This window comes from Paenibacillus sp. W2I17 (assembly GCF_030815985.1).
GTDB lineage: Bacteria > Bacillota > Bacilli > Paenibacillales > Paenibacillaceae > Paenibacillus.
In genome coordinates, this window is sequence record NZ_JAUSXM010000001.1 from 1,691,245 (window position 1) to 1,715,766 (window position 24,522).

Annotated in this window: 18 protein-coding genes and 1 pseudogene; 5 read left to right on the plus strand and 14 right to left on the minus strand. The window is 45.9% G+C overall.

The window, feature by feature from the left end; translation table 11 throughout:
- Positions 1-68: 68 nt before the first annotated feature.
- Positions 69-5,291 carry an S-layer homology domain-containing protein gene (locus QF041_RS07250; RefSeq protein WP_307413207.1) on the minus strand — a complete coding sequence of 1,741 codons (5,223 nt, stop codon included), beginning with the start codon at positions 5,289-5,291 and terminating at the stop codon, positions 69-71.
- A 454-nt stretch (positions 5,292-5,745) separates the two neighbouring features.
- Positions 5,746-7,302, minus strand: coding sequence for an ABC-F family ATP-binding cassette domain-containing protein (locus tag QF041_RS07255; protein WP_017688769.1), 1,557 nt, complete (start codon positions 7,300-7,302; stop codon positions 5,746-5,748).
- A gap of 197 nt (positions 7,303-7,499) precedes the next feature.
- On the opposite strand from QF041_RS07255, the gene QF041_RS07260 reads away from it, so the two are divergent.
- Positions 7,500-7,973, plus strand: coding sequence for an SET domain-containing protein (locus QF041_RS07260; RefSeq protein WP_307416918.1), 474 nt, complete (start codon positions 7,500-7,502; stop codon positions 7,971-7,973).
- A gap of 232 nt (positions 7,974-8,205) precedes the next feature.
- Here QF041_RS07260 and QF041_RS07265 read toward each other — a convergent pair whose 3' ends face one another.
- The 7 genes and pseudogenes from QF041_RS07265 to QF041_RS07295 form a co-directional block, all read right to left on the minus strand.
- Positions 8,206-8,826, minus strand: a complete 621-nt coding sequence (locus tag QF041_RS07265) for a DUF1349 domain-containing protein (RefSeq protein WP_235200736.1) — start codon at positions 8,824-8,826, stop codon at positions 8,206-8,208.
- Positions 8,827-8,863: 37 nt separating this feature from the next.
- Positions 8,864-10,210 (minus strand): dihydrolipoyl dehydrogenase family protein, encoded by a 1,347-nt coding sequence (locus QF041_RS07270; protein WP_307416919.1) that lies wholly within the window; start codon positions 10,208-10,210, stop codon positions 8,864-8,866.
- 50 nt (positions 10,211-10,260) lie between these two features.
- Positions 10,261-11,776: pseudogene (gene opuFB / locus QF041_RS07275) on the minus strand (osmoprotectant update ABC transporter permease/substrate-binding subunit OpuFB).
- On the minus strand, positions 11,769-12,743 hold the full coding sequence (locus QF041_RS07280) for an ABC transporter ATP-binding protein (RefSeq protein WP_076249515.1): 975 nt from the start codon (positions 12,741-12,743) through the stop codon (positions 11,769-11,771). Before QF041_RS07280 ends, opuFB begins: the two are co-directional and overlap by 8 nt.
- 220 nt (positions 12,744-12,963) lie before the next feature.
- Positions 12,964-13,824 (minus strand): ergot alkaloid biosynthesis protein, encoded by an 861-nt coding sequence (locus QF041_RS07285; protein ID WP_307413208.1) that lies wholly within the window; start codon positions 13,822-13,824, stop codon positions 12,964-12,966.
- The gene (locus QF041_RS07290) at positions 13,814-14,260 is read right to left on the minus strand and encodes a nuclear transport factor 2 family protein (RefSeq protein WP_307413210.1); all 447 of its coding nucleotides are present in this window, start codon (positions 14,258-14,260) and stop codon (positions 13,814-13,816) included. The genes QF041_RS07285 and QF041_RS07290 overlap by 11 nt, the downstream gene beginning before the upstream one ends.
- Positions 14,261-14,390: 130 nt before the next feature.
- Complete coding sequence (locus tag QF041_RS07295; RefSeq protein ID WP_307413212.1) at positions 14,391-14,975, minus strand: TetR/AcrR family transcriptional regulator; 585 nt, start codon at positions 14,973-14,975, stop codon at positions 14,391-14,393.
- Between the two features lie 167 nt (positions 14,976-15,142).
- On the opposite strand from QF041_RS07295, the gene QF041_RS07300 reads away from it, so the two are divergent.
- Together QF041_RS07300 and QF041_RS07305 are read left to right on the plus strand one after the other, a co-directional pair.
- Positions 15,143-15,505, plus strand: coding sequence for an iron-sulfur cluster biosynthesis family protein (locus QF041_RS07300; RefSeq protein ID WP_076214772.1), 363 nt, complete (start codon positions 15,143-15,145; stop codon positions 15,503-15,505).
- Positions 15,506-15,914: 409 nt separating this feature from the next.
- Entirely contained in the window at positions 15,915-16,688 is a 774-nt protein-coding gene (locus QF041_RS07305) for a M15 family metallopeptidase (RefSeq protein ID WP_076214769.1), read from the plus strand.
- A 134-nt stretch (positions 16,689-16,822) separates the two neighbouring features.
- Here QF041_RS07305 and QF041_RS07310 read toward each other — a convergent pair whose 3' ends face one another.
- Positions 16,823-17,062 carry a hypothetical protein gene (locus tag QF041_RS07310; protein WP_307413214.1) on the minus strand — a complete coding sequence of 80 codons (240 nt, stop codon included), beginning with the start codon at positions 17,060-17,062 and terminating at the stop codon, positions 16,823-16,825.
- A 130-nt stretch (positions 17,063-17,192) separates the two neighbouring features.
- Here QF041_RS07310 and QF041_RS07315 point away from each other — a divergent pair, with 130 nt between their 5' ends.
- A complete protein-coding gene (locus tag QF041_RS07315) occupies positions 17,193-17,825 on the plus strand; it encodes a nitroreductase family protein (protein WP_307413215.1) in 633 nt (210 codons plus the stop codon).
- A 48-nt stretch (positions 17,826-17,873) separates the two neighbouring features.
- Here the strand turns inward: QF041_RS07315 and QF041_RS07320 are convergent, their stop codons facing one another.
- Entirely contained in the window at positions 17,874-19,034 is a 1,161-nt protein-coding gene (locus tag QF041_RS07320) for a leucine-rich repeat domain-containing protein (protein ID WP_307413216.1), read from the minus strand.
- A gap of 167 nt (positions 19,035-19,201) precedes the next feature.
- On the opposite strand from QF041_RS07320, the gene QF041_RS07325 reads away from it, so the two are divergent.
- A complete protein-coding gene (locus tag QF041_RS07325; protein ID WP_307413218.1) occupies positions 19,202-19,660 on the plus strand; it encodes an AraC family transcriptional regulator in 459 nt (152 codons plus the stop codon).
- Between the two features lie 318 nt (positions 19,661-19,978).
- Here the strand turns inward: QF041_RS07325 and QF041_RS07330 are convergent, their stop codons facing one another.
- The 3 genes from QF041_RS07330 to QF041_RS07340 form a co-directional block, all read right to left on the minus strand.
- Positions 19,979-21,223: an aminopeptidase gene (locus QF041_RS07330; protein WP_036608587.1), complete on the minus strand. Its 1,245-nt coding sequence runs from the start codon at positions 21,221-21,223 to the stop codon at positions 19,979-19,981.
- A gap of 238 nt (positions 21,224-21,461) precedes the next feature.
- Complete coding sequence (locus QF041_RS07335) at positions 21,462-23,003, minus strand: acetate--CoA ligase (RefSeq protein WP_373461379.1); 1,542 nt, start codon at positions 23,001-23,003, stop codon at positions 21,462-21,464.
- Between the two features lie 317 nt (positions 23,004-23,320).
- Positions 23,321-24,325 carry an aldo/keto reductase gene (locus tag QF041_RS07340; protein ID WP_307413221.1) on the minus strand — a complete coding sequence of 335 codons (1,005 nt, stop codon included), beginning with the start codon at positions 24,323-24,325 and terminating at the stop codon, positions 23,321-23,323.
- Positions 24,326-24,522: the final 197 nt, after the last annotated feature.

Genomic DNA, 24,522 nt, shown 5'->3' on the forward strand with positions numbered 1-24,522 from the left:
CTTACTCCAACCTGGGTTCCAGGTCAGAGTAAGCCTTCTTTTTCACACGCTACGATTCTGATGTATCATCATTTATTCCATACCAGTTTGTCCATCATCGCATATAACAATGTAGCCGATTCAGCTCGGGTCGCTTCGGCAAGTGGTTTCACCTCACCATTGTACCCGTGGGCGATGCCAAGATCCACAAGTAATGCCACACTGTCGCGGGCATAGGAGCGAATCTCGGAAGCATCGCGGAAACGAGTAAGGTTATCTGTTGCAGCCGTCTCGGAGTCAACTAGTCCAGCCACCGCAAGTGCCCTCACTGTCAACGTCATCATCTCTTGACGAGTGATCGTAGACTCTGGCAAGAAGCGCCCGTCACCGGTACCACTGGTGATACCTAGCGAACGCGCAGCTGTAACTGCTTCGTAGTACGAAGCCTTTTCGTTTACATCAGAGAACGCATTCCCGGAAGAAGCATATAAACCCAGCGCAGTCATCAACCATTGCATGTATTGGCCGCGAGTCATCTCCTGTTTTGGATGTAACTGCGTGGAATCACCCTTTGCCTCTGCATCAATTACACCTCGGACAGCCAAAGCCTCCATTGCTTTCTTGGCCCACAGCACTTCTGCAAGATCTGTGAATGTCTGCTCCACAGACACAACAGCATAATTTCCTGTGAATGATGTTACGGAAAGTACAAGCTGCCCGCTTTTTTGATCGTAGTAACTTTGCGGCAACGGGGTTGCCACACCGTTCGCACCAATGGCAAATGCTACAATCCGATCCTGCTGAGCATTTTGTGAGGATTGGAAAGGCAGACGAAGGTTCAACCCGCTTTCCGATGGCCATGGTTGACCATCCAGTTGAAGTTCAAGCTGGACTCCATATTGCGTGCCGAGCTGATCCGCGACTGTTTTTGGCAGCTCCGTTCTGACTAATCGGATTGATGCAATCCCATCACCAACTATATCCTTTGTTAATAGTGTCGCAGGGAGCTCCAATATCCCCAGCTCTGTAACAATGTTGAACACATGTGACTCACCTTGGTCTATCAACGCAGAGGCAGGCAGAGATACTTCATATCCCGTTGCTCCCGAAACCGACTTCAGCCGAAGTTCGACCAAGCGCTGACCCGCATCCGTTAAAGGGGCAACTTTAAAAGCATCTTTAATCGTTGAAACATCCACGTTGGACTGCACTACGCCCTTCTGATCAGACTGTCCCTGCAACTCCAGAACAGAACGGTCCTTCTCCGGTTTAGGTTGTGGTACCGCATTCTCTGCACTTGGGTTACCACTTCCTGATTGTCCGCCATTGCTGGCTGAACCAGAACCATTTCCTGGATTTCCACCGGAATTGCCGCCTGAATTACCGCCCGAACCAGGGTTGCCTCCGGGGGAAGGCACAGATGCGAGCACCTTCACCGTTAACGGTGCAGTCAGGGCTTTACTGTCGTCAGAAGTTCGAGTAATTTCCAACTCCAGTGTTACTGTTGTTTCCTTAGATGGTGGGACAATCGTTCCATCAGTTTGAATGACCGACGGTACCGAACTGGAAGCGATCTTCACCGTGAAACCTTGTGGCACGGATGGGAACTTCAGTTTTTTTGCACCTGCGGAAGGCTGTTCCAACGCTGTAATGCTTGTGGCTACATCAGCAGCGCTCTGCTGAGCCGTGTGCACCTGATAAGCGGAAGATACACCTCTCAAGGATTGCCCCGTGGCATCCAAAGCTTCCACTTTGTAATAATATTCCGTGCCGGGGTTCAGTTCACTGTCCGTGTACTCCCGCCCATTGCCACTATAGACCACCTTATACTCTCCTTGCTCACGATCTGAGCGGTAGAGCTTGTAGCTTGCTGCACCAAGATGAGCATCCCAGTGAAGCGTTGCGCTCGTTGAATCCAACGCATCAGCATTAAGGCCAGCACTATCATTTACAGGTGGCGCGGCGTCAGGTTTAACGATCATAATCCAGCTAATCATCGGGTCCTGCGATGCCGTATTGCGCACGGTCAACTCCAGCTTGTTGTCCGACACGCTGATGCCTTTGTTGGCTCTAACGCTGGCAGGCGTAAAAGTAACTGCTCCGGTATTGGTGCCATTGATGATGAAATTCGCTCTGCGCGATGTATTGCTCCACGGATCGTTGAATCCGGCGTAGACATCGTATGTCCCGTTTGGCACATCAAATCTATAGGTTAAGTCCGTGCCTTTAGGGGAATTGCTGACATTGCCACCGTTCAGATAACGTACGGTCGAGAATATATCCCCGCCATTCGAACCGGATGCCAGTGCATCTGCGCTGACATAACCCCAATTACGTCCCTCAGCCGGAGCGTACATCTGGTCCGCCGTTCCCGGGTTCGCAAGCGTTCCTTTCATATAAGCACCCATGAGACTATAATCAGCCGTTTCGTAACCTCCGCTATTCACGAAATATAGTGTATTCTCCGGAATGACGTTTACGCGAACTGCCTGCTTTTTGTTGTTATATTCCGGTGTCGTTACCTGTAATGTGAGCGGTCCTGGCTTAGCAAAATCTTCTGCCGTCATCTCCCGGTTATCAATCGTCCATACTGCTGGCGTTGATACCAGTGCTCCACCCTCGCGCACATTCAATGTTGTTGGCAGGGATGGTACTTTGCCTAGCGCCACGGCTTCTGGCAACGGATCAGCAATATCTACCTTGCCCATCGAATTCAGCAGATCAGGTGTCCAGCTGTTATACCACTTGATCGCGATGTCGGAGCCTATTCCAAACTCAATTGGCAAGAACACGTATTTTGCAGCATCATTCGAGAAATTGCCACCATTCCACGTATCCCCCACGTAAATGAACTTGCCTTTTTCCGGATCGACCGGAATGACGGATGTGGTCTGTGTGCCAAATGCCTTGCCTGGATCGGGATCAGTTGGCAACGTACGCACGAACGGATTGGTCTGCGTTGACCACGGGCCAAAAATGTTATCCGCCACCGTCACTTTGTTTTCGTTAGGTGCCCAACCGGAAGCTCCGGAAGTCAAAATATAATATTTCCCCTGATACTTAAACATCGCCGGTGCTTCACGTTGCCCTCCCGGGAACACACGCACGTAATCTACGCCGTATTCCGCCTGATAGGTGGAATCTCGTACAGGATTGCCTTTGTCATCCGTTCGTCCTTCCTTATGCCACCCTGTTACGTCACTGTAGTCTTCATTCAGTTTGGAGATATACAGCGTAAGGTTTTCCTCACTGGAGTAGATCAGATAACCGGTACCGTCATCGTCCTTGAACAACGTCATGTCACGTGCCATACCCTTATCGCTTGGGAAGTAATCTTTCTCCCCTTCCGGGGCTCTGTCCATCCGGTAACTCTTCTGATACACAAAAGGCCCTGTTGGAGAGTCACTGATCGCATAACCGGCCCGCGCCTTACCGTAATTCGCATTATCGTTATAGGGGTCCTTGTCGCCATCCATGTGGGCCCACATCACGTATTTCTTCGTTTTGTCGTTGTAGATGACCTTCGGTCGTTCAATGATCCGTCCTTTGCGAATATCTGCCCAGATATCCACGCGGTCCTCACGCCCCGCATACAATTTGGAGATCAACGGGTCATTGTCAAAATCATCCATGGATTGAAGTGTTGTTAGCGCCATGCCTCGGTCCGTCCAGTTCATCAGATCCTTGGATGAATACACACGCACACCAACAGCTGGCCAGCCGCCCTTATGATATTCGCCATACCAGTAATAGGTCTCCGTCTGTTCATCATAGAAAAAGCCAGCCCCATGCGCATCGATCGGTTTCCCGTCCAGATCCGGCCACAATTGTCCCGGTGTAATGCTTGTGCGGATTGTGGCAACACCCAACGGCGCAGATGCTGGGGAATCAACTCCATCCACCTTCGCTTGGATCATGTAGAAATATCCCATGCCCATTGTCAGACTACTATCGGTAAACGTGCTTTCATTGCCACTGTACACTTGCTGATACGTACCCGTTGCACTGGTTGCACGGGACACGGTATACGTTACATCAGATCCAGGCAGGACATTCCACCCCAGAGAGATTGAAGTATCCGTCACAGCTGTGGCAGCAAACGCTGCAGGAGAGTCAATGGCGTACGTCGTGGCTTCTGCAACAGTGACTGCTGATTCTCCAGCTGCATTCAAGGCCGTTACGTGATAGCTATAGCTGTTGCCCGGCTCAAGTGCCTTATCCGTGAATGTGAGCCCTTTACCTTCGTAAACCTGCTCGTATTGGTCGCTGCCAACCTCGGCACGAACCACGCGATAACCAGTCGCCTTATCCACAGCGGGCCAAGATAGCTGCACGCTTGTGGCATTAAGTGCTTCGGCCTTTAATTCGCCAGGAGCCTGTGGTGCCGCCGCAGTCGTCCGAACTTCTAGCGGAGCAGTCCATAGTGATTCGGTTAGGCCTCCGTATTCATAAGCGAGCCTGTAATAATACACCGTATCCCCGCTTAATCCTTCATCCGTGTGTCCCAAAGATCCGGTACTGGTTACCAGAGAATAACCGCCTTCAGGTGTAGAGGAACGGTACAGGCGGTAGGCTGATGCACCCGCGATTTCAGACCATTGCAGTGAAACCGAAGACGCCGTCTGTTCAGCAATGGAGAGCTGAATATCGTTCCCAGCCGGTTGCTCGGCAATGATCACGTCATCTGCATGTACCGACTGCCACTTATTCCGAATGCCCACGGTACCTGACCCGTATGTAGTATCGACCAGATCAAATACCAACCGATCGGAGCCGTTTTCCGCGATATACCCGCGAATGGTGGTACCTGATAACACCACTTTGAGTGTGTACCATGTATCTTTGGCAAACGCATAGTCCACCGTTTTCAGAGGTGTATCTGTCCCGTTCACCCTTTTCGAGAAAACGAGTTTATTGTTGGGTACCTGCATTTGAAAATAGTAAAAGTTGCTCTTATCTTGGAACCGCGGCAAAATGCCCGGATATCCTTTACCTTCTCCTGTATAAAAGCGCATGGACACGGTCATGTCCGAGATGGAGTCTCCAGTAGAGATGATGCCTTCATTGGTATCGCTCTGGAAAAGCGTGGAATTGGACGCATCTGTCGGGTCAGCGAACACTTCCCAGTTGCCTGAGCTTACGTTCCACGCGGGTGATTCCGTGTAATTCCCATCCGAAAAATCGTCCTGCAACAACGTGGCGGGTATACTGTTCAGATCGGCATACGCCTTACTCGGCAGCATCAACGGTCCGGAAGACAGCGCAAGTGTTGCAGATAACATAAATATCATGGGTTTCCTGAGTTTATCCAATGTTCATTCTCTCCTTTGGCGTGAAAGATGAAAGCATGGTTCATGTATGCGCGGTGTTGTTGTTCAGCCTATCCTCAGCAACCAGTTGTCAGTAACGAGCGTTTGTCCACCTCCTTATTTTAATGAAACCGGTTTCATTGGAGTGCAAAAAAAAGACCCGTCTTCCCTTCTAAGTGCAATGATACCCATACGGAATACCGTGTCTTCCTTGCCCCTATGCAGTGAAACAGGTTTTTAATATATAAATGTAATCGCTTTCCTGAATTATATTATTGCCTTATTCAAGCTGTCAACTGTGAATTGGGCTCAAACATTTTTCGTTAAAACCACGCAAAAAAAGCGCGAGTTCTGCCTGTTTTGCAAGCAAAATTCGCGCTTTTTCTCACGCTTCGAGCTTGTTCGCAAGCTCGCACATGATTCGTAATCAAAAGCGGACTTTTTGAACAACCTCTATTTAGAATACTTTTGTTGTCCACGACTCACAGTTCCACGTCTCCGTAACGACATCACGGTAGAATTCCGGTTCGTGGGAGATTAGAAGAATACTGCCTTTGTATGCCTTGAGCGCACGTTTCAACTCTTCCTTGGCATCAACGTCCAGATGGTTCGTCGGCTCATCGAGTACAAGCAGGTTGGTTTCATTATTGATCAGCTTACAGAGACGCACTTTGGCTTTCTCCCCACCACTTAGTACAGCTACCTTGCTCTCAATGTGTTTTGTAGTCAAACCACATTTTGCAAGTGCAGCACGCACCTCGAATTGGGTATAGGAAGGGAACTCCTGCCAGATCTCTTCAATACATGTATTGTAGTTGGCATCCTTCATCTCTTGCTGGAAGTAACCAATCTCCAGATGTTCACCGCGTTGAACGGTTCCTTCCAGAGCTTGAATTTCACCCAGAATACTGCGCATCAGAGTTGTTTTACCGATTCCGTTCGCACCAACGAGGGCAATCTTCTGTCCACGCTCCATACGCAGATCCAGTGGTCTGGACAACGGTTCGTTGTAACCAATTACAAGACCTTTGGTTTCGAAAATGAGCTTGCCGGATGTTCTTGCATCACGGAAGTTGAACTGCGGTTTCGGTTTCTCCTTGGCGATCTCAATGACATCCATCTTGTCGAGTTTCTTCTGTCTGGACATCGCCATATTACGTGTAGCTACACTTGCTTTGTTCCGCGCTACAAAATCCTTGAGGTCAGCGATCTCTTGTTGTTGGCGTTTGTAAGCCGACTCCAACTGCTGTTTTCTCATCTCATGCACTTCCTGGAAGTGATCATAATCGCCCACATAACGAGTTAGATTCTGGTTCTCCATGTGATAGATCAAGTTGATAACACTGTTCAGGAACGGAATATCATGAGAAATCAGAATAAAAGCATTCTCATATTCCTGCAAATAACGTTTCAGCCATTCGATATGCAATTCATCCAAATAGTTCGTAGGCTCATCGAGCAGCAAAATATCGGGTTTTTCCAGCAGCAGCTTGGCAAGCAGGACTTTGGTACGCTGTCCACCACTCAGGTCATTGACGTCTTTATCCAGACCGATATCCGTCAGACCCAAACCACGTGCGGTTTCATCCACTTTGGCATCGATCATGTAGAAATCCTGGTTTGTCAGTGTATCCTGAATCGTACCCACATCTTCAAGAAGTTGTTCGAGTTCCTCAGGAGTCACATCGCCCATTTTGCCATACATATCATTCATTTCCTGTTCCATGTCAAACAAATACTGGAACGCGCCGCGAAGTACGTCACGGATTGATTGGCCTTTGTTCAATACAGCATGCTGGTCCAGATAACCAACACGCATCCGTTTGGACCACTCCACCTTGCCTTCATCCGGCTGAAGTTTTCCTGTAATAATGTTCATAAAGGTGGATTTACCTTCACCATTAGCCCCGATCAGACCAATATGTTCGCCCTTCAAGAGGCGGAATGAAACGTCGTTAAAGATAGCACGGTCACCAAAACCGTGACTTAATTTTTCTACATTTAATATGCTCATTCATGACACCTTTTCTATATAGACTTAATTCTTTGTATATTATAAGCGTTATATCCTGCACAACTCAACGCCATATTAAAAAATATTGCACCTTTTTGTCTGAAATTTGCCTTATATGAAAGTATGGGTTAAAATTTTGCCTTAACGAATTACTACTATATAGAACGGAGCTCCCACAGGAGCATCAGGTGAAAAATATGATTGAAGTGAAACAATCCAAGTTGGGCGATGGTGGTGAGTTTAACCGCGGGGTATTTGCTACCGTTGATATTGCCAAAGGAACGCTTATCCATCAGGCACCCGTTGTGCCTTACCCAAATGAAGATCATGAGCATGTCGAAAAAACGATTTTGGAAGATTACGTGTTCGAATATGGGGCGAATCATACCGCCATTCTGCTCGGCTACGGCAGTCTGATCAACCACTCCTATGAACCTAACGCTACTTATGATATCAATTTTGATAACCACACCTTTGACTTCTACGCGTATACAGACATCAAAGCTGGCGAAGAAATCGTAATCAATTACAACGGTGAGGAAGACAGTATGGACCCGTTATGGTTCCTGGACGATTACGAGGAGCGTATGCTTGAGTTCAATAAGTCCAATGATGATGAGGGTGAAAAAAAGACCAACCCCCAGTCCCTCGATACGGACACGAGTAAATAAACGTTAAACTCAAGTAAAGTTCGCAAGCACTCTCGTTGTATGTGCCAAAAAAACTCACTGAACCCGGTGAATGATGAAATGAGTAAACGGGAAACTTTTCACAGTCCAAAGTTTAAACACACAAATAAGCAAGTCCTCCGTTAATGGAAGACTTGCTTATTTGTGTTGTCTTGCTTTCTAAGCCAGATACACCTGTTCATGTTTCATTGTTTATCGTGCCTCTGAACATGTTTTAATCCGTAATCGGCGGATCTGTATGCAAGTCTTGATCGGGTGTCGTGGATCTCCACTTGGTAAAGGCTACCTCGAACCCTGCACGCTTTGGTGAACACAAAAATGGACCTGCATGTTTGTTCGTTGGATAGGCAAACCGTGCAACCCGAATCGTACGCCAAGGATGCTCATCTGTGCGTGCACGAATGACAACAGCCTCATTACTGTAGGAGGCTCTGATTGTTACAATTCGTCCACCCCACTCTGGCACAGGAGAGAGTGACCAATCCGAATACGTATCCGTCACGACGGCTCCAACATGTGCCACACCATCATTGACCTCAACTCCGGCCTTGATCCATTGGTCTTCTCCGTACCATAACATTAATCCCGCCTGGTCATATAATTCGGTGAATGAGCTTAGATCAAACGATACCTCAATCGCTTCCGTTCCGTCCCATGGAGCAAGCATGGCATGTCCATCCCGATGACAGAACCCGTAGAATGTGTTCTCCCAGAAGTCACTGCCTTCCCGAGCTTCCACAACGAAACGATCCCCATCCATCCGTGCAGCAACGGGTTCCTTTGTCCACTTGCCTTCATGAAGCCCAATAAAATCCGATGACATCGTTGTTTTCATCCTTCCTTCCGTCCCAAAAGGGAGTTCATCATCACTTCTAAATTAAAGAACCCAGGTCCGATGCAGCAGTAGGATATGCAAAATTCATGGTGTTTAACTGATCGATAGTCAGATTGAACTGAATCGCCATTGCAAAAAGGTTGATCAATTCTTCTGTTTTGCTCCCGAGCACATGCGCGCCCAGAATACGTCCGGTTGATTTATCGATCACCACTTTGGCCATGGCGAATTTTTCATGAGTTCGCTTGTAAGTATACCATTTCGACATATCATTTACCTGCACCTCGTAGCCCTCTTTCTTGGCTTGTTCCGTGCTCATACCTACAGCTCCAAGGGCAGGGATAGTAAACACAATGGAAGGCATCACTTTATAATTAGGTTTGTGTTGATTTCCCTCCAACAAATTGAACGATACAGCCCGGGATTCCTGACCTGCTAACGGGGTTAAAGGCAACCCTTTTGTATCGGTTACATCACCAGCAGCATACACTCTCGGATTACTTTCACTTTGCAAGTACTCGTTCACCGTAATACCCTTTTTGCTGTAGCTGACGTTGGCTTTCTCCAATTCCAGCCCATCCACATTAGGAACACGCCCGGCTCCATGAACGACAAGTCCGCACTGCCACTGGTGATCTGCACCATTACGTGTGCCATGAACGACATAAGCGTTCCCCTCTTGTCGTATGGACTTTACCTCCGCGTTCAGATGAACGTGGATGCCGATCTCTTTCGATTTTTGCAACAAGGATTCCACCAGCTCCGCATCAAAAGAGTTTAGCGGTTGTTCACTCCGATGCAGGATATGGACTTCCGTCCCGGCTCTGGCCGCAATATGCGCAAACTCAAATGCAATGTATCCACCGCCTACCAGAACTAATCGATCCGGCAGCTGTTCCAGATCCAGAAAGTCATCACTATATATGAGATGCTCTGAGCCCTCAATCTCAAGTGGTGCTGGTCTTGCACCAGTAGCAATCAGGATGTGTTTGCCATGAAGGATTTCTTCTCCCACTTGAATATGATTTTCATCGACAAATGAAGCTTTACCATGGAACGTATCCATTCCGGCCTGTTTGAATTGATCTTCACTTGCTCTAGGTATGCTCTCGGTAAAGGTGCGTTTAAAGGCCATAAGTTCAGACCAGTTGATGGTCGCCTGTCCCTGAATTCCTTTCCCTTGCATCCGTTCATTCCAGTCAATCAGCTCAGCCGCTCCAGCTAGCACTTTCTTGGGATCACAGCCACGTAGTGCACACGTTCCGCCGAACTCACGTTCATCAATTACAGCAACTCTCCAGCCAGCTTCAGCGCAACGGGTGATTACAGAGCTTGCCGCGCTTCCTGTGCCAATCGCAATCAAGTCATAGGTTTCTTGTGTCATCATGGTTCCTCCTCGTCCTTTTGGTACATCTATTGCAGGGATGCCTGAAGTTACAGCAATCCAGCTTGTTTAAGGTATTCTCTTGCCACCTGTTCAGGATTCTCTCCCTCTACGTTCACGTCATAGTTCATCTGACGCATCTCGTCATCCGTAATTTTGCCAGCAAGCTGATTCAGCACCTCAACCAGTTGTGGATATTGATCTGCCGTTTCTTTACGAAGCATTGGCGCGCCTTGATACGGTGGGAACAATTCCTGATCATCCTCCAGCACAACGAGTTCATATTGTCTCAACTCACTATCTGTGGAGTAGGCATCTATGATATTAATATCGCCCCGCTGAAGAGCACCATAGCGAAGCTTGGGCTCCATTGTCGCAACATTCGGGAATTCAATCCCATACTTCTTCTGAATGCCAAGGTATCCGTCTTCCCGATCCGAGAATTCCAGCGTGAATCCTGCCTTCATCTGCTGTTCCACCGGTTTGAGATCCGAAATGGTCTTGAGATTGTATTGATCTGCGATGCTCTTTGGAACAGCCAACGTATACGTATTGTTGTAATCCATAGGGTTCAGAAGCACCATGTTGAACTGGCTCAGCATTCCATCTCTTGCCTGTTCGTACACCTCTGTCCGATCGGTGCTGACTGCTGTTTCCTTCATGAATTCGGAGATCGCTGTCCCGGTGAATTCGGGATAGATGTCAATATCACCTGACTTGAGTGCATTGAAAAGGAATGGCGTTTTGCCTAATCCGGGTTTTAGTTCAACCGTCAGGTCTGTGTCTTTTTCGATTAGCAATTTGTACATATTAATGAGAATTTCGGGTTCCGCCCCCAATTTCCCGGAAATGACGAGATCCTTCTGTCCACCACGTGCCACGAAGGGAATGGTAATCACAAGTATAGCGATTATTGCCAGCGAACCAAGGGTAACCAGTGTTTTCTTAAAGGATAATCGTTGGAACTGACGTAATAGTACATCAAACAAAATAGCCAACAATGCGGCCGGAATGGCTCCAAGAATGATCAATGCCGTATCCGTTCCGATCAATGCCCAGCAAAATTAATGCACCCAAACCTCCTGCGCCGATCAAGGCGGCAAGTGTCGCCGTTCCTACAATCAGGACCATCGCGGTCCGAATTCCGGCCATAATAACAGGCATCGCCAGTGGCAGTTCCACTTTGATTAGACGTTGCCAACTATTCATTCCCATCGCATTCGCCGCTTCCACCATGGAAGGATCAACTTCGGATATGCCTGTGTACGTGTTGCGGAGTACCGGAAGCAGCGCATACACCACCAGTGCAATGATTGCAGGAAGTGTGCCTATGCCGAATAACGGGATGAGCAATCCGAGAAGCGCCAAGGACGGTATCGTCTGCAACACAGCCGTAACCCCGATAATTGGTTCAGCTACTTTTGGTTTGCGTGTAAGGTATATACCTAGCGGAATAGCGATGACGACAGCAAAGAACAATGCGATAAATGAGATCTGAATATGTTCCAGCAGAGCAGACAACAACTGACCTTTGCGCTCACTGAACACCTCCGTGAACCTACTCATGTCCTTCACCTCGTTCCTGTAACTGACCAGACCAGTATTTCATCAGATCAACTCGACTGATCTCGCCAATAATCTGGCGGTTACGTTCAACCAGCAGATGGTCATGGGAAGCCATGATATCAACTAATTCCGTTAACGTAATGGATACAGGAACGGCAGTTTTGGCTGATTTTGGCACATGACCCGGTGAGAGTGGTGACATGATGGATTCGAGATCAAAATCAGATTGTGAACTCGTATCGGTGTTAGGACTTCCAACAAATTCACGTACGAAGTCATTAGCTGGCTGTCGGATCAGTTCTTCCGGGGTGCCTACCTGCAAAACCTGTCCATCCTTCATAATGCAGATGCGATCCCCCAGCTTCATCGCTTCCTGAATATCATGGGTGACAAACACAATTGTTTTTTTCATCTGACGCTGGATATCCAGAATATCGTCCTGCAATTTCTCCCGACTCATTGGATCGAGTGCACTGAACGGTTCATCCATCAAAACTATCTCGGGATCAGCAGCGAGTGCACGCAACACACCAATTCTCTGCTGTTGTCCTCCGGATAACTCGGACGGTTTACGCTCACTGTATGTATCTCCGTGTAAACCAACCATGTCCAGTAACGTATGTACACGCTCCTTGATTTGATCTGACTTCCACTTTCGCAGTTCAGGAACAACTGCGATATTTTCGGCAATTGTCATATGCGGGAATAGTGCAATCTGTTGCAGTACATATCCGATATTCCAGCGCAACTCGTGAATATTGTATTCATCGATTGGGCGTTCATTAATACGCACTGTTCCATCTGTTCGCTCAATCAGGCGATTGATCATTTTGAGCATGGTGGTTTTGCCACATCCACTCGGACCAATCATGACAAACAGTTCTCCCTTGTTAATGTTGAGGTTAACCTGACGCAAAGCCGTTGTTCCATCAGGATATTGTTTCGATACATTTTCGAACTGAATCATTCGCTCTCTTCGCCCCTTTATCTAGGGCGTGTTTCAGACACGCCCTGACATTCATCTTCATCTATTTCCCCAAAAGTGTGTTCGTATAATCACTGCTTTCCTTAGTGTCCCTTGTTAGGGAGAGATCCATATTCGAATCAACGATGTCAACATGCTGGTAGACATGCAAAAAGACGGGCACTAGGCACCGTCTTCTCATAATATGAAAATGTTTCTTCCATTATTTCCATACTTCCATATGATTCTGAATAAATTGCTCGAATGAAATAGGGTTATTCCCCGTTAATTTTTTCACCGTATCCGTCGTTTGATCTTCTCTCCCCTCCTCCTGGATAGGTACATCCAGTCCTGCGAGGGCAGCAGCGTATTCTCCTGACATTCCTGCGCGAATCATGCTGTTCCTCAATTTATCATCGGACAAAGATTCATGCTGGATGGACTGACCCAGTACACGGCTCAAGACGTCTGCAACCTGTCCATAGGACAACGACTCCGGCCCTGTAATGATATGCTCCGTATTATGAGGAACAATATCCGTCAGAGCATGGAACGCAACTGCCGCGATATCATCTGCACTAACAAATCCAATTTTCCCGTCACCCGTAGCACTGTATATTTTCCCGAGTTGCTTCGTCGTCTCCCGATGCGGCCCTTCCGTAAAGTTCTCCATAAAATAGGAAGGCTGCAATACAGTCCACTCAGGAGCATGAGCTTTTATATACTGATGTACTTTGCCAAATATAGGACCCTCTTCATCAATTGAAGCACTGCCAAGTAAAACGAATCGCTTAACGCCGTTCCACAATGCTTCCTTGATGAACGGAATGATGACGTCTTCTGGGTTCATATCCATGACTGGCATGACAAGGTACACCTGATTCACATTTTTCAGCGCCAGCGCATATGTCTCGGAATCATACCAATCAAAATAGACATAATTATCGGCAGAACCAGAAAGAGATGTTTTCGTTCTTCCTGCCAAACGCACCGGATAATGATGCTTTTGAAGTATGGCCGCAACACGGCTTCCTGTCTTTCCATTAGCTCCCGTAATAAGTGTCAACGATTTATCATTGATCATGCTTGTTACCTCCTAAGTCCGATTCGAGTACGACCATCGGATTCCAATAGTCTTTATAATGTGTAATTTTTCCATTAGAGTGGCGCACTACAGAGATGTAAGTTTGGTTGTATGGCTTGCCTGTAACTAATGAACGCCCTTTACAAGTAAATTCAGCTACAAACTGTTGTTTCGTCGAATCAGCCAAGATCACCGGTTCAGAAAACTGCTGGATTTCAATCATCCCCAGTAGATTATGAAGATGATTCGTAATTTCGGCTTTGCCTTCCAGTTTCTGAGGATATCCTGCCGGTGCATATGGGAATTCGAAGATAGCTTCAGATGTATATAACTCCAACCACTGTTCCAGTTTTCCTTCCAGTAGCAATTGAGTAAATCCATGCATGATCTGATGCGGTATACTATTGCCCGCTTCCATCTGCTGAGATTGTGTCATCCTTATTTCCTCCTTCAGTTTGTTTGGTGTTCTTTTTCCAGACCGAACGGTCTGGAATAGTCAAAAAATAAACGCCCTAAGCGTTCATTTTCAAAAAACCGTAAAGAATTCTTCCTCGAATCATGTAAAGCTAATCCATAGCCCTTAGGGTCATTTGTACAAAATCTCGCAGCGCTTCTGCACTTGCACCGCTCTTCGCCGTAAAGGTCAATGAGAGTCGGGAATAATTCAGAAAACGGGCAAGCCCGGGCAATTCTTCCTCTGCGTGCCTCAGTTCGCCACTCCTCTGGCCTCGTAACAGCGCAGTATGAATAACATCTTCCATTTGTTGGTTAGTGGTTTGAATAAAAGCTGCGATTTCGTGATTTTGTGGTGCCTGTTCAACCGCGCTATTAATGATGAAACATTCATTACGACGTTCGTTGTCTGTCAACACGTTAACCGCTTCGTTGAACAACTCCGTCACGCCTTGCCTCACACTTGTACATTCGTCTAATAGTCTGATTCCCGCTTCTGTCTTCTGCTGAATATAGAATTTAAGAGCAGAGACAAATAAATCATGTTTAGTTCCGTAGGTGTCATACAGGCTTTGCCGCGCAATGCCAAGTTCACTCAGCAGTAAGCTCAAAGATGTACCTTCATAACCGTACGCTCCAAATACAGACGTTGCTTTTCTTAGAACGGTCTCCGTGTCAAACTCCTTGGCTCTTCCCAATTTCAGACCTCACCTCCCTATTCATTAACTAAAGAATACCTTTTCCAGACTGATCAGTCAAGAAAATAAGTGCTTTGATTTTTGCCAAAGTGGTATAATGGGAATAGAAGCTGAATGAATTCTTTTACCACTTACAACCATGACCACATATAAAGGAGTGTACCTATATGTATATTCAAATTACAGATTTGGCTGCAAAACGATTGACGGAAAGCCTGAATGACCAACCAGGATATTTCAAAGTGATCTATGACTTGGAAGGTTGCGGATGTAACGGAGTTATCGCTATTATCATTGTTGATGAACTTGCGGCTCTCGACGCGCAGATTGAAACCAATCTGGTGCCATTCTATGTTGATCCGAAGCAGCAGCTAAACCTTGAACAACACATGAAGCTGGATACAGAAGAGAATTATCCTTCTTTCAAATTAAGCAGTGATTCTGGTGTGCTCAGCGCCAACGTTCGCGTTCGTGACACCCGTGCAGTAACAGCGGGAAGCTCCGGTGGATCTGACGCCTGCATGCTGTAACACAGTCTCCAGCATGAATTAACAACACTCTCTTCACAACAAAAGCCGTTGCATCTAAACGGTTTTTTTAACGTTCTTTTCCTTATATGCCTCTATCAGAGTTGCAAAAAGACTCTATAAAAGATGAACTAAACATTTACACGAAACGGAGAGGACAGAAAAAACCTGAAGAAACGAAGTGTTCGCCTTTATCACAAGATTTTCACCATTATAAAATTGAATCAAAAAAATCAGGGGATAACAGCGATCGGAAGGTTGTTCTGTCATCGAAGTGGCAAGGTAAATATCCTCTAGTTAGATTTTATAGCAAACTTTGTTTACAACTCGGAAACAATTGGAGAACCTATGGATATAATCCTCTAGTATACTCGGTATATAGATTCATATATTCCGAGGAGGAACACACATCATGAAACCTTTTACTCGTAAATCCATCATATCTACAATTCTTATAGGCTCTGTTGTAGCAGGTTCTGCCTTTACTACGTTTCCCATCACTTCAAGCCTGAATCCCGTCGCGTCTGCGGCAAGCTCTAGCTTCACTCAATTTCTGCATGATAATGCACCTGGTCGTACGATCAAAACGATTAAAAATGTGGCAACTGTGACCAATGTGTCCAGTACAGTTGTGCTTGTCAATAAAAAGAGAAATCTGCCTTCAACTTATGCACCTCAAGATTTGGTTGTACCTAATATTCCTTTTAGCTTCTCAGGTTCCAGTCCGAAGAAACAGATGCGTAAAGTAGCTGCAACCGCGATAGAGAAATTATTTGCCGCTGCCAAAAAAGACGGTATCGATATCAAAGCCGTATCTGGCTATCGCTCTTATGCGACCCAGAAATCGATCTTTGACCGTAATGCCAGCATCAAAGGTGAAGCTGTTGCCAATAAAACAAGTGCTCGGCCAGGACAAAGCGAACATCAAACGGGTCTAGCCATGGATATCTCCAGCGCTTCGGCTGGTTATGATCTTCAGCAAAGTTTTGGCAACACCAAAGAAGGCAAATGGCTGAAAGCCAATGCCCACAAGTACGGATTCATCATCCGTTATGGCAAAGATCAGGAGAAACTGACTGGTTACTCCTATGAGCCATGGCATGTACGTTATGTAGGGGTATATATTGCTGGTGAGATTACCAACCAGAAACTTACGCTGGAGCAGTATTTGGAACGTGCCAAATAAGGCAGGTTTGAACCCAAAGCCTAGACAGTTATTTGATTAGATAAAAGAAGCGTGACTATAGATAACATGACTGAAGGAGAAGATGGGGCCGCAACTGGCCCTCTTCTGCTTCAATCTTTCATTTACACATTTCATCATGTCCCAACGATTTTTCTAAAGATCAGTGGCAGTCTCTTCAGACCTTCTGTTCCAGCCCAAGAGCCTACTCCAGCTAGTATTGCATTATGGCACAAATAAAGTGCGACATTGTACACGATAGGGCCTAGAATAATCTCCACTACTACAAAACGTTTTAACGTCGAAGATTGGATCACATATACCCGAAATTCATGAGGGTCATGTCCTCCCATATACCTTGCGATCAATGCTTTCATGAATCACCTCTAGTGTTTTATTTTAGCGTATGGCAGACGATCCTTGTCTTATTCTAAAATAATACTTACATAAAGTAACTAAGTGTGTTATAGTCAGTTTATAAATCATACATAAGCGAGGGAAACTACCATGAGTGAGTTGGAGAATCTAGTCAAAAACCGTAGATCGGCCGTTATTTTTGAAGAAGGAATTGAAATTTCAGATTCGGAACTGCAAGAGATGTTTGCCCTTAACAAATTTGCACCATCTGCCTTTAACCTGCAACACACGCACTATCTTGTGATTAAAGACGAGGAACAGAAAGAGAAAGTCTATGAAGCTTCCCAGCAATATAAGGTAAAAACAGCTTCTGCGGTCATCGTGGTATTGGGCGACGTCAACGCGCATCATCATATCCGCACGATTAACGAAGGCTTGTTGAACCTGGGCGCTCTTACTCCGTTCCAATATGAGCAGGAATCCCAAAGTGTCACCGAATTTTACGAATCTCGCGGCAGATTCTTCCAACGTGAGGATGCGATTCGCAATGCCAGCCTGTCTGCCATGCAATTGATGCTGATCGCTCAGGATCGCGGTTGGGACACTTGTCCAATGATTGGCTTTGACTCGGAAGAACTGCAACGGAGTTTGGAAATCCCTAACCATTACTTACCGGTTATGCTGATCACCATCGGCAAAAAGTCGGAAGCCAAACAGCGCCCACGCGGTTACCGTAAACCGATTAACGAATATGTTAGCTTCAACAAAATGCACGCTGAATAACATAAAAGTAGTTAAAAGACACAACAAAAAAGCCACGATCTCGTGGCTTTAATACGTTTTATAGATCAACGTATCCAACATGTGAAATTCATCGTCAAACTCCGCATATATGTACAGTCGACCAGCAGGTGTATCCCCCGCATCATAACCCAATCGGAAATATTGATCTCCCTGAAATTCTGCATCAGCCAAAATCAATGTATTGATATCTTCGTCCGGATGAGCCTCGGCAATGGTTTTAAGTGCCTGCTCACCAAGCATGTCCCACCGTTTCCACGTCTCTTCCATATATGAGGATAAGGCTTCCGTCTCTGTCTTAGTTGAAACCTGTGCAGTGACTACCAGTTCTTTATCCTGAATAAGTAAGCTCATCTGATAGTTGGACATCGAGACGTCATACTGAAACAACCCCATACCCGGAACTTCATGATTGGATTCAAACATTAGATTATCTGCATACTGCAGTCTTTCCAGCTTGGGATTAGCGCTATAATCCAACTCGGTTAATTTGTTCTCGGAACAGTACAACTCTTTTAGTTGTACGTTATGGCGAATATCCAGCTTGCTAATATGGTTGTTAAAACAACGGACACTCTCTAAAACCATATTTGAACGAAAATCCAACTGTTTGATATGGTTGTGGTTACAACGAAGTTCAATCAAGTTTAGACAACCGGTTACATCAAGTTCCAACATGTAATTGTTGGCGCAATCAAGTCGCCGCAGTTGCTTATTGTGTTCAAGTTCAAGTGAGAAAAGAGCGTTATAACTGCAACTAAGTTCCTCCAACTGCTCAAGGTGCTCCGAAGCCAGCTCCGATAACATATTCCAATGACACTCCACCGTTATAAGTTTGGAATTATGAGAAAGATCCAATTTGCGAAGTCGATTAAAACTGCAATCCAGCACCTGCAATTCCGAATTGGAGCGGAGGTCCAGTGTAAGAAGCTGATTCTCTCTGCAACGTAATATCCTCAGCTTGTGATTCTGAGCTAGATCCAAACCAGTCAATTGATTATAGGCACAATCCAGCTCTTGAAGACCCCTGAAATACTCGACTCCATCAAGATTGCTAATATTGTGATTTGAGAGTTCTAATATCTCAACCTCACAAACGTCACTCTCCTGAATGAAATCCCGCTGATCACAAAAACGATCCAACACAACTTGCCTGAAACGTTCATCCGTGAAGGCATAAGTAATATCCATGTCTAGCGCCTCCCCCTCTCGTTTTGCTCTATTGGAACAGTCTTCCAACATATTATCACTATTCTATGAGTTTCGTCGCCGGGATTCAACAATTACCTAAGCAAACTCTTTTATACCATGTTAGCATCCAACATGTAAGAGAAAACCATATAGAGAGGATGATTTTCATGGAAATGGTTATCGAAAACCTTCCGTCATACCGTATCGCCTATGTTCGACAAGTCGGTCCTTACGGTCCAGCCAATGCTCAAGCGATGAATACGCTGAAACAATGGGCAGACAAAAACCAATTGCTTCATGAATCAGCAACATTACTGGGCATACCCCAAGATGACCCTTCTACCACACCGCCCGAAAAATGTAGATATGATGCCTGTATTGTTATTGCCGAATTTGAACGCCTGGAAGATGATTCTATTGAGTTTGGCGAGCTATCAGGCGGAGATTATCTCATCTGTAAGGTGAGACATACGGCAGAAGCTATTCAGCGGGCATGGAATGTGATCATGCACCATTTGCAAACAAGTGGTTATCGGATGGACAACAAACCGGTTATAGAACGATATCGTTGGGAACTGCTTAATCAGCATTATTGCGAGATATGTGTACCTGTAAGACCCGTGTAACCCATGTTACGAGGAAACGAAAAAAGTGACTTCAAATTGAAGTCACTTTCTCGTTCAGTAATATTACTGCTACTATTTAAGTTGAACTAATCATTTACACGATAACGGAGAGGACAGAAAAAACCTGAAAAAGCGAAGCGTTCGCCTAAAAGCTTTCTGAAAGAAAGCTGCATCGGAAGCATACGCTATCCCCAGATTTTCCCCTTCGGAAAAGGGAATCAAAAAAATTCTGGGGATAACAGCGATTGGAAGGTTATTCTGTCACCGTAGTGTCAGTGTAAATAATCTTTAGTTCAACTTATATAACTAGATTAGAAATTAAAATGCCCAGTTGCCTTTACGGAATACCGGCTCGATTGTACCGTCCTGTAACTCACCATCGATATCCAGCTCTGCGGAACCGATCATGAAATCGACGTGTGTCAAACTCACATTGCACTCATGCTTCAGCAACTCTTCGTTCGACATCGTTGTGCCATCTTTCATGTTGAATGGATACGCACTTCCCACAGCCAAGTGGCAAGATGCATTTTCATCAATACCCGTATTGTAAAAAATTCGATTCAAGTTGGAAATCGGGGAGTCATGCGGTACGAGTGCGACCTCACCCAGATAACGTGCTCCTTCATCAGTAGCAAACAGGTTCTTCAGATGCTCTTCACCGGATGCTGCCGTAAACGCTACAACCTGTCCATCCTTGAATGTGATTCTCATCTGGTCTACCAGTTGCCCGTTCAGGTTCAAAGGCATGGTACTGCTGACATATCCATTCACTCCACTGCGCTTAGGCATGGTGAATACTTCTTCAGTCGGCATATTGGCGACCGTGTATACACCTTGTTTATTTTCGCTACCACCGCCACCCCAGATGTGGTTGTGGACCAATTCAATTTTCAAGTCTGTACCTGGCGCACGGTAATGCAGGCTCTTATAGTTCTTTTTGTTCAGGAGATCACTCATGGTATTCAAGGTATCCAGATGTTCTCTCCAATTTTGTACAGCGTCTCCGCCATCTACACGGTTCATTTTAAAGATCGTTTCCCACATCACGTTGATTCGGTCTTCTTCCGGGATGTCGGCAAATACTTTGTTCGCCCAAGCCTTGGTTGGGGCCTTGATCAGACACCAGCTAATTTCATGGTTGCGTGTGTATTTGGCATATCCGCGACGTGCGTGTGCAGCTGCCTTAGTAGCACGGGAAACGCTGTCGGAGTCAATTCCGTTATACAGTTCAGGATCTGGAACTTTGATCGTCAGGGTAGCGCCGCCTGCTTCCGCAAACTTCTCCATCATATCCGCTTTCCATGCTGGATAATAGTCGAAGCTGTCATTGGAACCATGTTCAAAACGACTGCGGGTAATGTTGTCGTCATCAAAGTCCACTTGTACATAATTTGCACCAGCCGCATAGGCTTTTTGCACAATCAGACGTGTGAATTCAAGCGTTTCGATGGGAGCAGTGACGAGCAGATCCTGTCCTTTTTGGATATTCACGCCGACTTTAACAACCAGCTCTGCGTATTGTTCCAATGACTTTTCAAAGGTTTGTTCAAATTGACTCATGGTTGTGTTCACTCCTGTTTCATATATTATGGCATGGTTTGCAAACTTGGGATCTGTTGAGTGGCCGTTACAGCGAAGGATCGTTCTTTAGATCGTCGTTGTCTCCAAATTTTCTTCATCGTATTTTTCAAAGGTTAAAATTCGGAGACAAATACGACCACTATCGCTTCTGCAGAATCGATTCCTTCTCTTTCACTACGCAGGCTTAATATCTAAAATTTCATTTATATAAAACGATTTAACCATTACGTTTTTCTTGTTCGCGCAACTCAATCCGGCGGATTTTACCAGAGTTGGTCTTTGGCAGATCCGTAACGAATTCGATCTTACGTGGATATTTATAAGGTGCTGTAATTTCTTTGACGTGGTGTTGCAATTCACGCATCAGTTCTGGTGAAGCCAGTGAATCGTCTCTCAACACGACAAAAGCTTTGACAATATTGCCGCGGATCTCATCCGGACTTGCAACCACCGCGCATTCCTTCACACTGGCGTGTTTCATGAGTGCTTCTTCCACTTCGAATGGTCCAATCGTGTAACCCGAACTAATGATAATATCGTCACTGCGGCCTTCAAACCAGAAGTAACCTTCTTCGTCTTTGCGTGCACGGTCCCCTGTTACAAAATAATCGCCACGCTGATTCGCTTCCTTCCGTCCCTCATCCTGATAATAGGACCGGAACAAGGCTGGCATCTCTTTGTGCACCGCGATATCTCCTACTTCACCCGGAGGAACAGGTTGTCCCTCATCGTCAATAATTTCAATCAATCCAGGTGTAATCGACTGACCCATCGAGCCAATACGTACAGGCGCATCTTTGAGACTGCCGATTAACAACGTGCTCTCGGTCTGTCCATATCCGTCTCGAATAGTCAGGTCAAAGTGACGCTGGAAGATTTCAATGACTTCCTGATTGAGCGGTTCACCCGCTGAAACAGCACTGCGCAGATGAGACAGGTCATAATGTCCAAGATCATCGGCTTTGGCCATCAACCGATATTCCGTTGGTGTACAGCAAAGGACATTAATTTGATGTTCCTGCATCAGTTCCAGATAACGCTTGGGCTGGAATGATCCATTGTAGACCAGTCCAGTCGCGCCTCTTCCGAGTACCGACAGGAACGGACTCCAGATCCATTTTTGCCAGCCAGGTGCAGCCGTTGCCCATACCGTATCTGAAGGTTGAATATCCAGCCATAATGAAGAAGCGATTCGCAGGTGGGCATATCCCCAACCGTGGCTATGTACAACTCCTTTGGGATTACCTGTTGTGCCCGAAGTATAAGCAAGAATAGCCGTATCATCACGATGAGTCTCCACCGCAGCCATCTCTTCGGGTTGATTCTGCATTAACTGATGCACATTCACCCAACCTTCAGCAGGTACGCTAACTTCTTCATTCGGTGATGCCACGATGCGATGTGCCAGTGACGGCAGATCCGCGTCCATCTTCTCCACTTCCGAGGTCGTCTCGGACCATACAATAACAGCCCGCGCCTCAGAGTGACGCAGACGATATTCCAGATCTTTTGCCCGTAACATCTCGGAGGAAGGAATAACGGCAATCCCCAATTTCAGACAAGCAATATAAATGACATAGGCAATAATACGGCGTGGTACCATGACCAACACCCGATCACCCTTCTCTAGTCCAAGTTCACGCAAACCTCCAGCAAGACGATTTGCCTGCTTGAATAAATCACCATACGTGATCTCTTCCAATTCTCGTTGATCGCTGAGCCATCTAAGTGCAATCCGGTCTGATGGATGATTCTCCATCTCGGATGTCAGGTTATAGCTTTCAGGCGAAATCCACTGTTCAAAGTTCAAATGGAGCCTCTCCTTCGTAGTTCAATTGTATAGCTTCTATATATTATACCCTAAATCCTAGGACCAGGTGCTATGAACTAGGTTCATTCTGAAAAAAATAAACATAGGTCAATTAATGAACTATTATAATAGATCTTATCCTATAAAGAAAATGACATATACAAAATGGCGCCTTCCTGATTGATCAGGTAGGCGCCATTTCATTCTTCATTTATATTACATTAGTTTTACCTAACTATAATTTTCACACAGCTATACTGTGTATGTTACCACGGATAATTACCCATTCCGTCCAAAATGCTTTCGATCTCATTCAACTCTTCCGTTGTCAGATCCGGTGCCTGGAGGGCAGCCACGTTTTCTTCAATCTGGGACACACGGCTTGCACCAATCAATGCAGAGGTTACACGGTTACCACGCAAGATCCAGTTCAGAGCCAGTTGAGAGATCGTCTGACCTCTTCGCTCCGCAACCGCCTGAAGCGCATCGAACTTGGCAATCCGTTCGTCCGTGTAAGCTTCTTTTTTCAAATTGCCTGTTGGATTGGCGCGTTCTTCCTTGATCTTATCGACATATTTATTCGTCAACTGACCGCGGCCGAGTGGACAGAATACAATGGAACCTACGCCTTGCTCATCCAGTACGTCTTGCAGACCGTCTTCAATCCAGCGATTCAACATCGAGTAGTTTGGCTGATGAACCAGACACGGCGTACCTAGACGACGAAGAATGGTTACCGCTTCTTGCGTCTGTTCTGCATTATAATTGGACAAGCCCACATATAGAGCTTTACCTTGGCGCACGATATGATCCAATGCCGTCATCGTTTCTTCCAATGGCGTGTCCGGATCTGGACGGTGATGATAGAAAATGTCTACATAATCCAGTCCCATCCGACCAAGACTTTGATCGAGACTGGCAATCAGGTTTTTGCGGGAGCCCCACTCGCCGTAAGGTCCACTCCACATATGGTAGCCTGCCTTAGACGAGATGAGCAGTTCATCCCGGTAAGGACGCAGATGTTTTTTGTAAATCACGCCAAAGTTCTCTTCCGCTGATCCTGGAGGTGGACCATAGTTATTCGCCAGATCGAAATGGTTAATTCCGAGGTCAAAGGCACGCAAAATCATTTCTTCCTGAATTTCCAATGTACGGTTGCCACCAAAGTTCTGCCATAAACCCAGCGCAATTTGCGGCAGTCTGATTCCGGATTTGCCGGAACGTACATATTTCATCTCATCATATCGTTGTTCACTCGCAGTATAGGGCATCGTTATTCTCACTTTCCTGTAAGGTTTGTTGAATTCCTTTTCATCTTAGACATTTTCCTGGATAAACGATATGGCATTTCACTTTGAACATATGGAATAATGATTGTTATCTATATATAATAATGTTAAATAATTAATATTTTCAGATATTTAGTATGTTAAAATGCAAGATGAGACGAAATCGTACAGGAGTGAAT

Bases quoted from the DNA above. Each gene is read 5' to 3' on its own strand.
- QF041_RS07305 (WP_076214769.1), top strand. From the start codon at position 15,915: ATGAAACCTTTTACTCGTAAATCCATCATATCTACAATTCTTATAGGC.
- QF041_RS07290 (WP_307413210.1), bottom strand. From the start codon at position 14,260: ATGACACAATCTCAGCAGATGGAAGCGGGCAATAGTATACCGCATCAG.
- QF041_RS07265 (WP_235200736.1), bottom strand. From the start codon at position 8,826: ATGAAAACAACGATGTCATCGGATTTTATTGGGCTTCATGAAGGCAAG.
- QF041_RS07280 (WP_076249515.1), bottom strand. From the start codon at position 12,743: ATGATTCAGTTCGAAAATGTATCGAAACAATATCCTGATGGAACAACG.
- QF041_RS07340 (WP_307413221.1), bottom strand. From the start codon at position 24,325: ATGCCCTATACTGCGAGTGAACAACGATATGATGAGATGAAATATGTA.
- QF041_RS07260 (WP_307416918.1), top strand. From the start codon at position 7,500: ATGATTGAAGTGAAACAATCCAAGTTGGGCGATGGTGGTGAGTTTAAC.
- QF041_RS07315 (WP_307413215.1), top strand. From the start codon at position 17,193: ATGAGTGAGTTGGAGAATCTAGTCAAAAACCGTAGATCGGCCGTTATT.
- QF041_RS07270 (WP_307416919.1), bottom strand. From the start codon at position 10,210: ATGACACAAGAAACCTATGACTTGATTGCGATTGGCACAGGAAGCGCG.
- QF041_RS07255 (WP_017688769.1), bottom strand. From the start codon at position 7,302: ATGAGCATATTAAATGTAGAAAAATTAAGTCACGGTTTTGGTGACCGT.
- QF041_RS07335 (WP_373461379.1), bottom strand. From the start codon at position 23,003: ATGGAGAATCATCCATCAGACCGGATTGCACTTAGATGGCTCAGCGAT.
- QF041_RS07300 (WP_076214772.1), top strand. From the start codon at position 15,143: ATGTATATTCAAATTACAGATTTGGCTGCAAAACGATTGACGGAAAGC.
- QF041_RS07285 (WP_307413208.1), bottom strand. From the start codon at position 13,824: ATGATCAATGATAAATCGTTGACACTTATTACGGGAGCTAATGGAAAG.
- QF041_RS07310 (WP_307413214.1), bottom strand. From the start codon at position 17,062: ATGAAAGCATTGATCGCAAGGTATATGGGAGGACATGACCCTCATGAA.
- QF041_RS07330 (WP_036608587.1), bottom strand. From the start codon at position 21,223: ATGAGTCAATTTGAACAAACCTTTGAAAAGTCATTGGAACAATACGCA.
- QF041_RS07325 (WP_307413218.1), top strand. From the start codon at position 19,202: ATGGAAATGGTTATCGAAAACCTTCCGTCATACCGTATCGCCTATGTT.
- QF041_RS07320 (WP_307413216.1), bottom strand. From the start codon at position 19,034: ATGGATATTACTTATGCCTTCACGGATGAACGTTTCAGGCAAGTTGTG.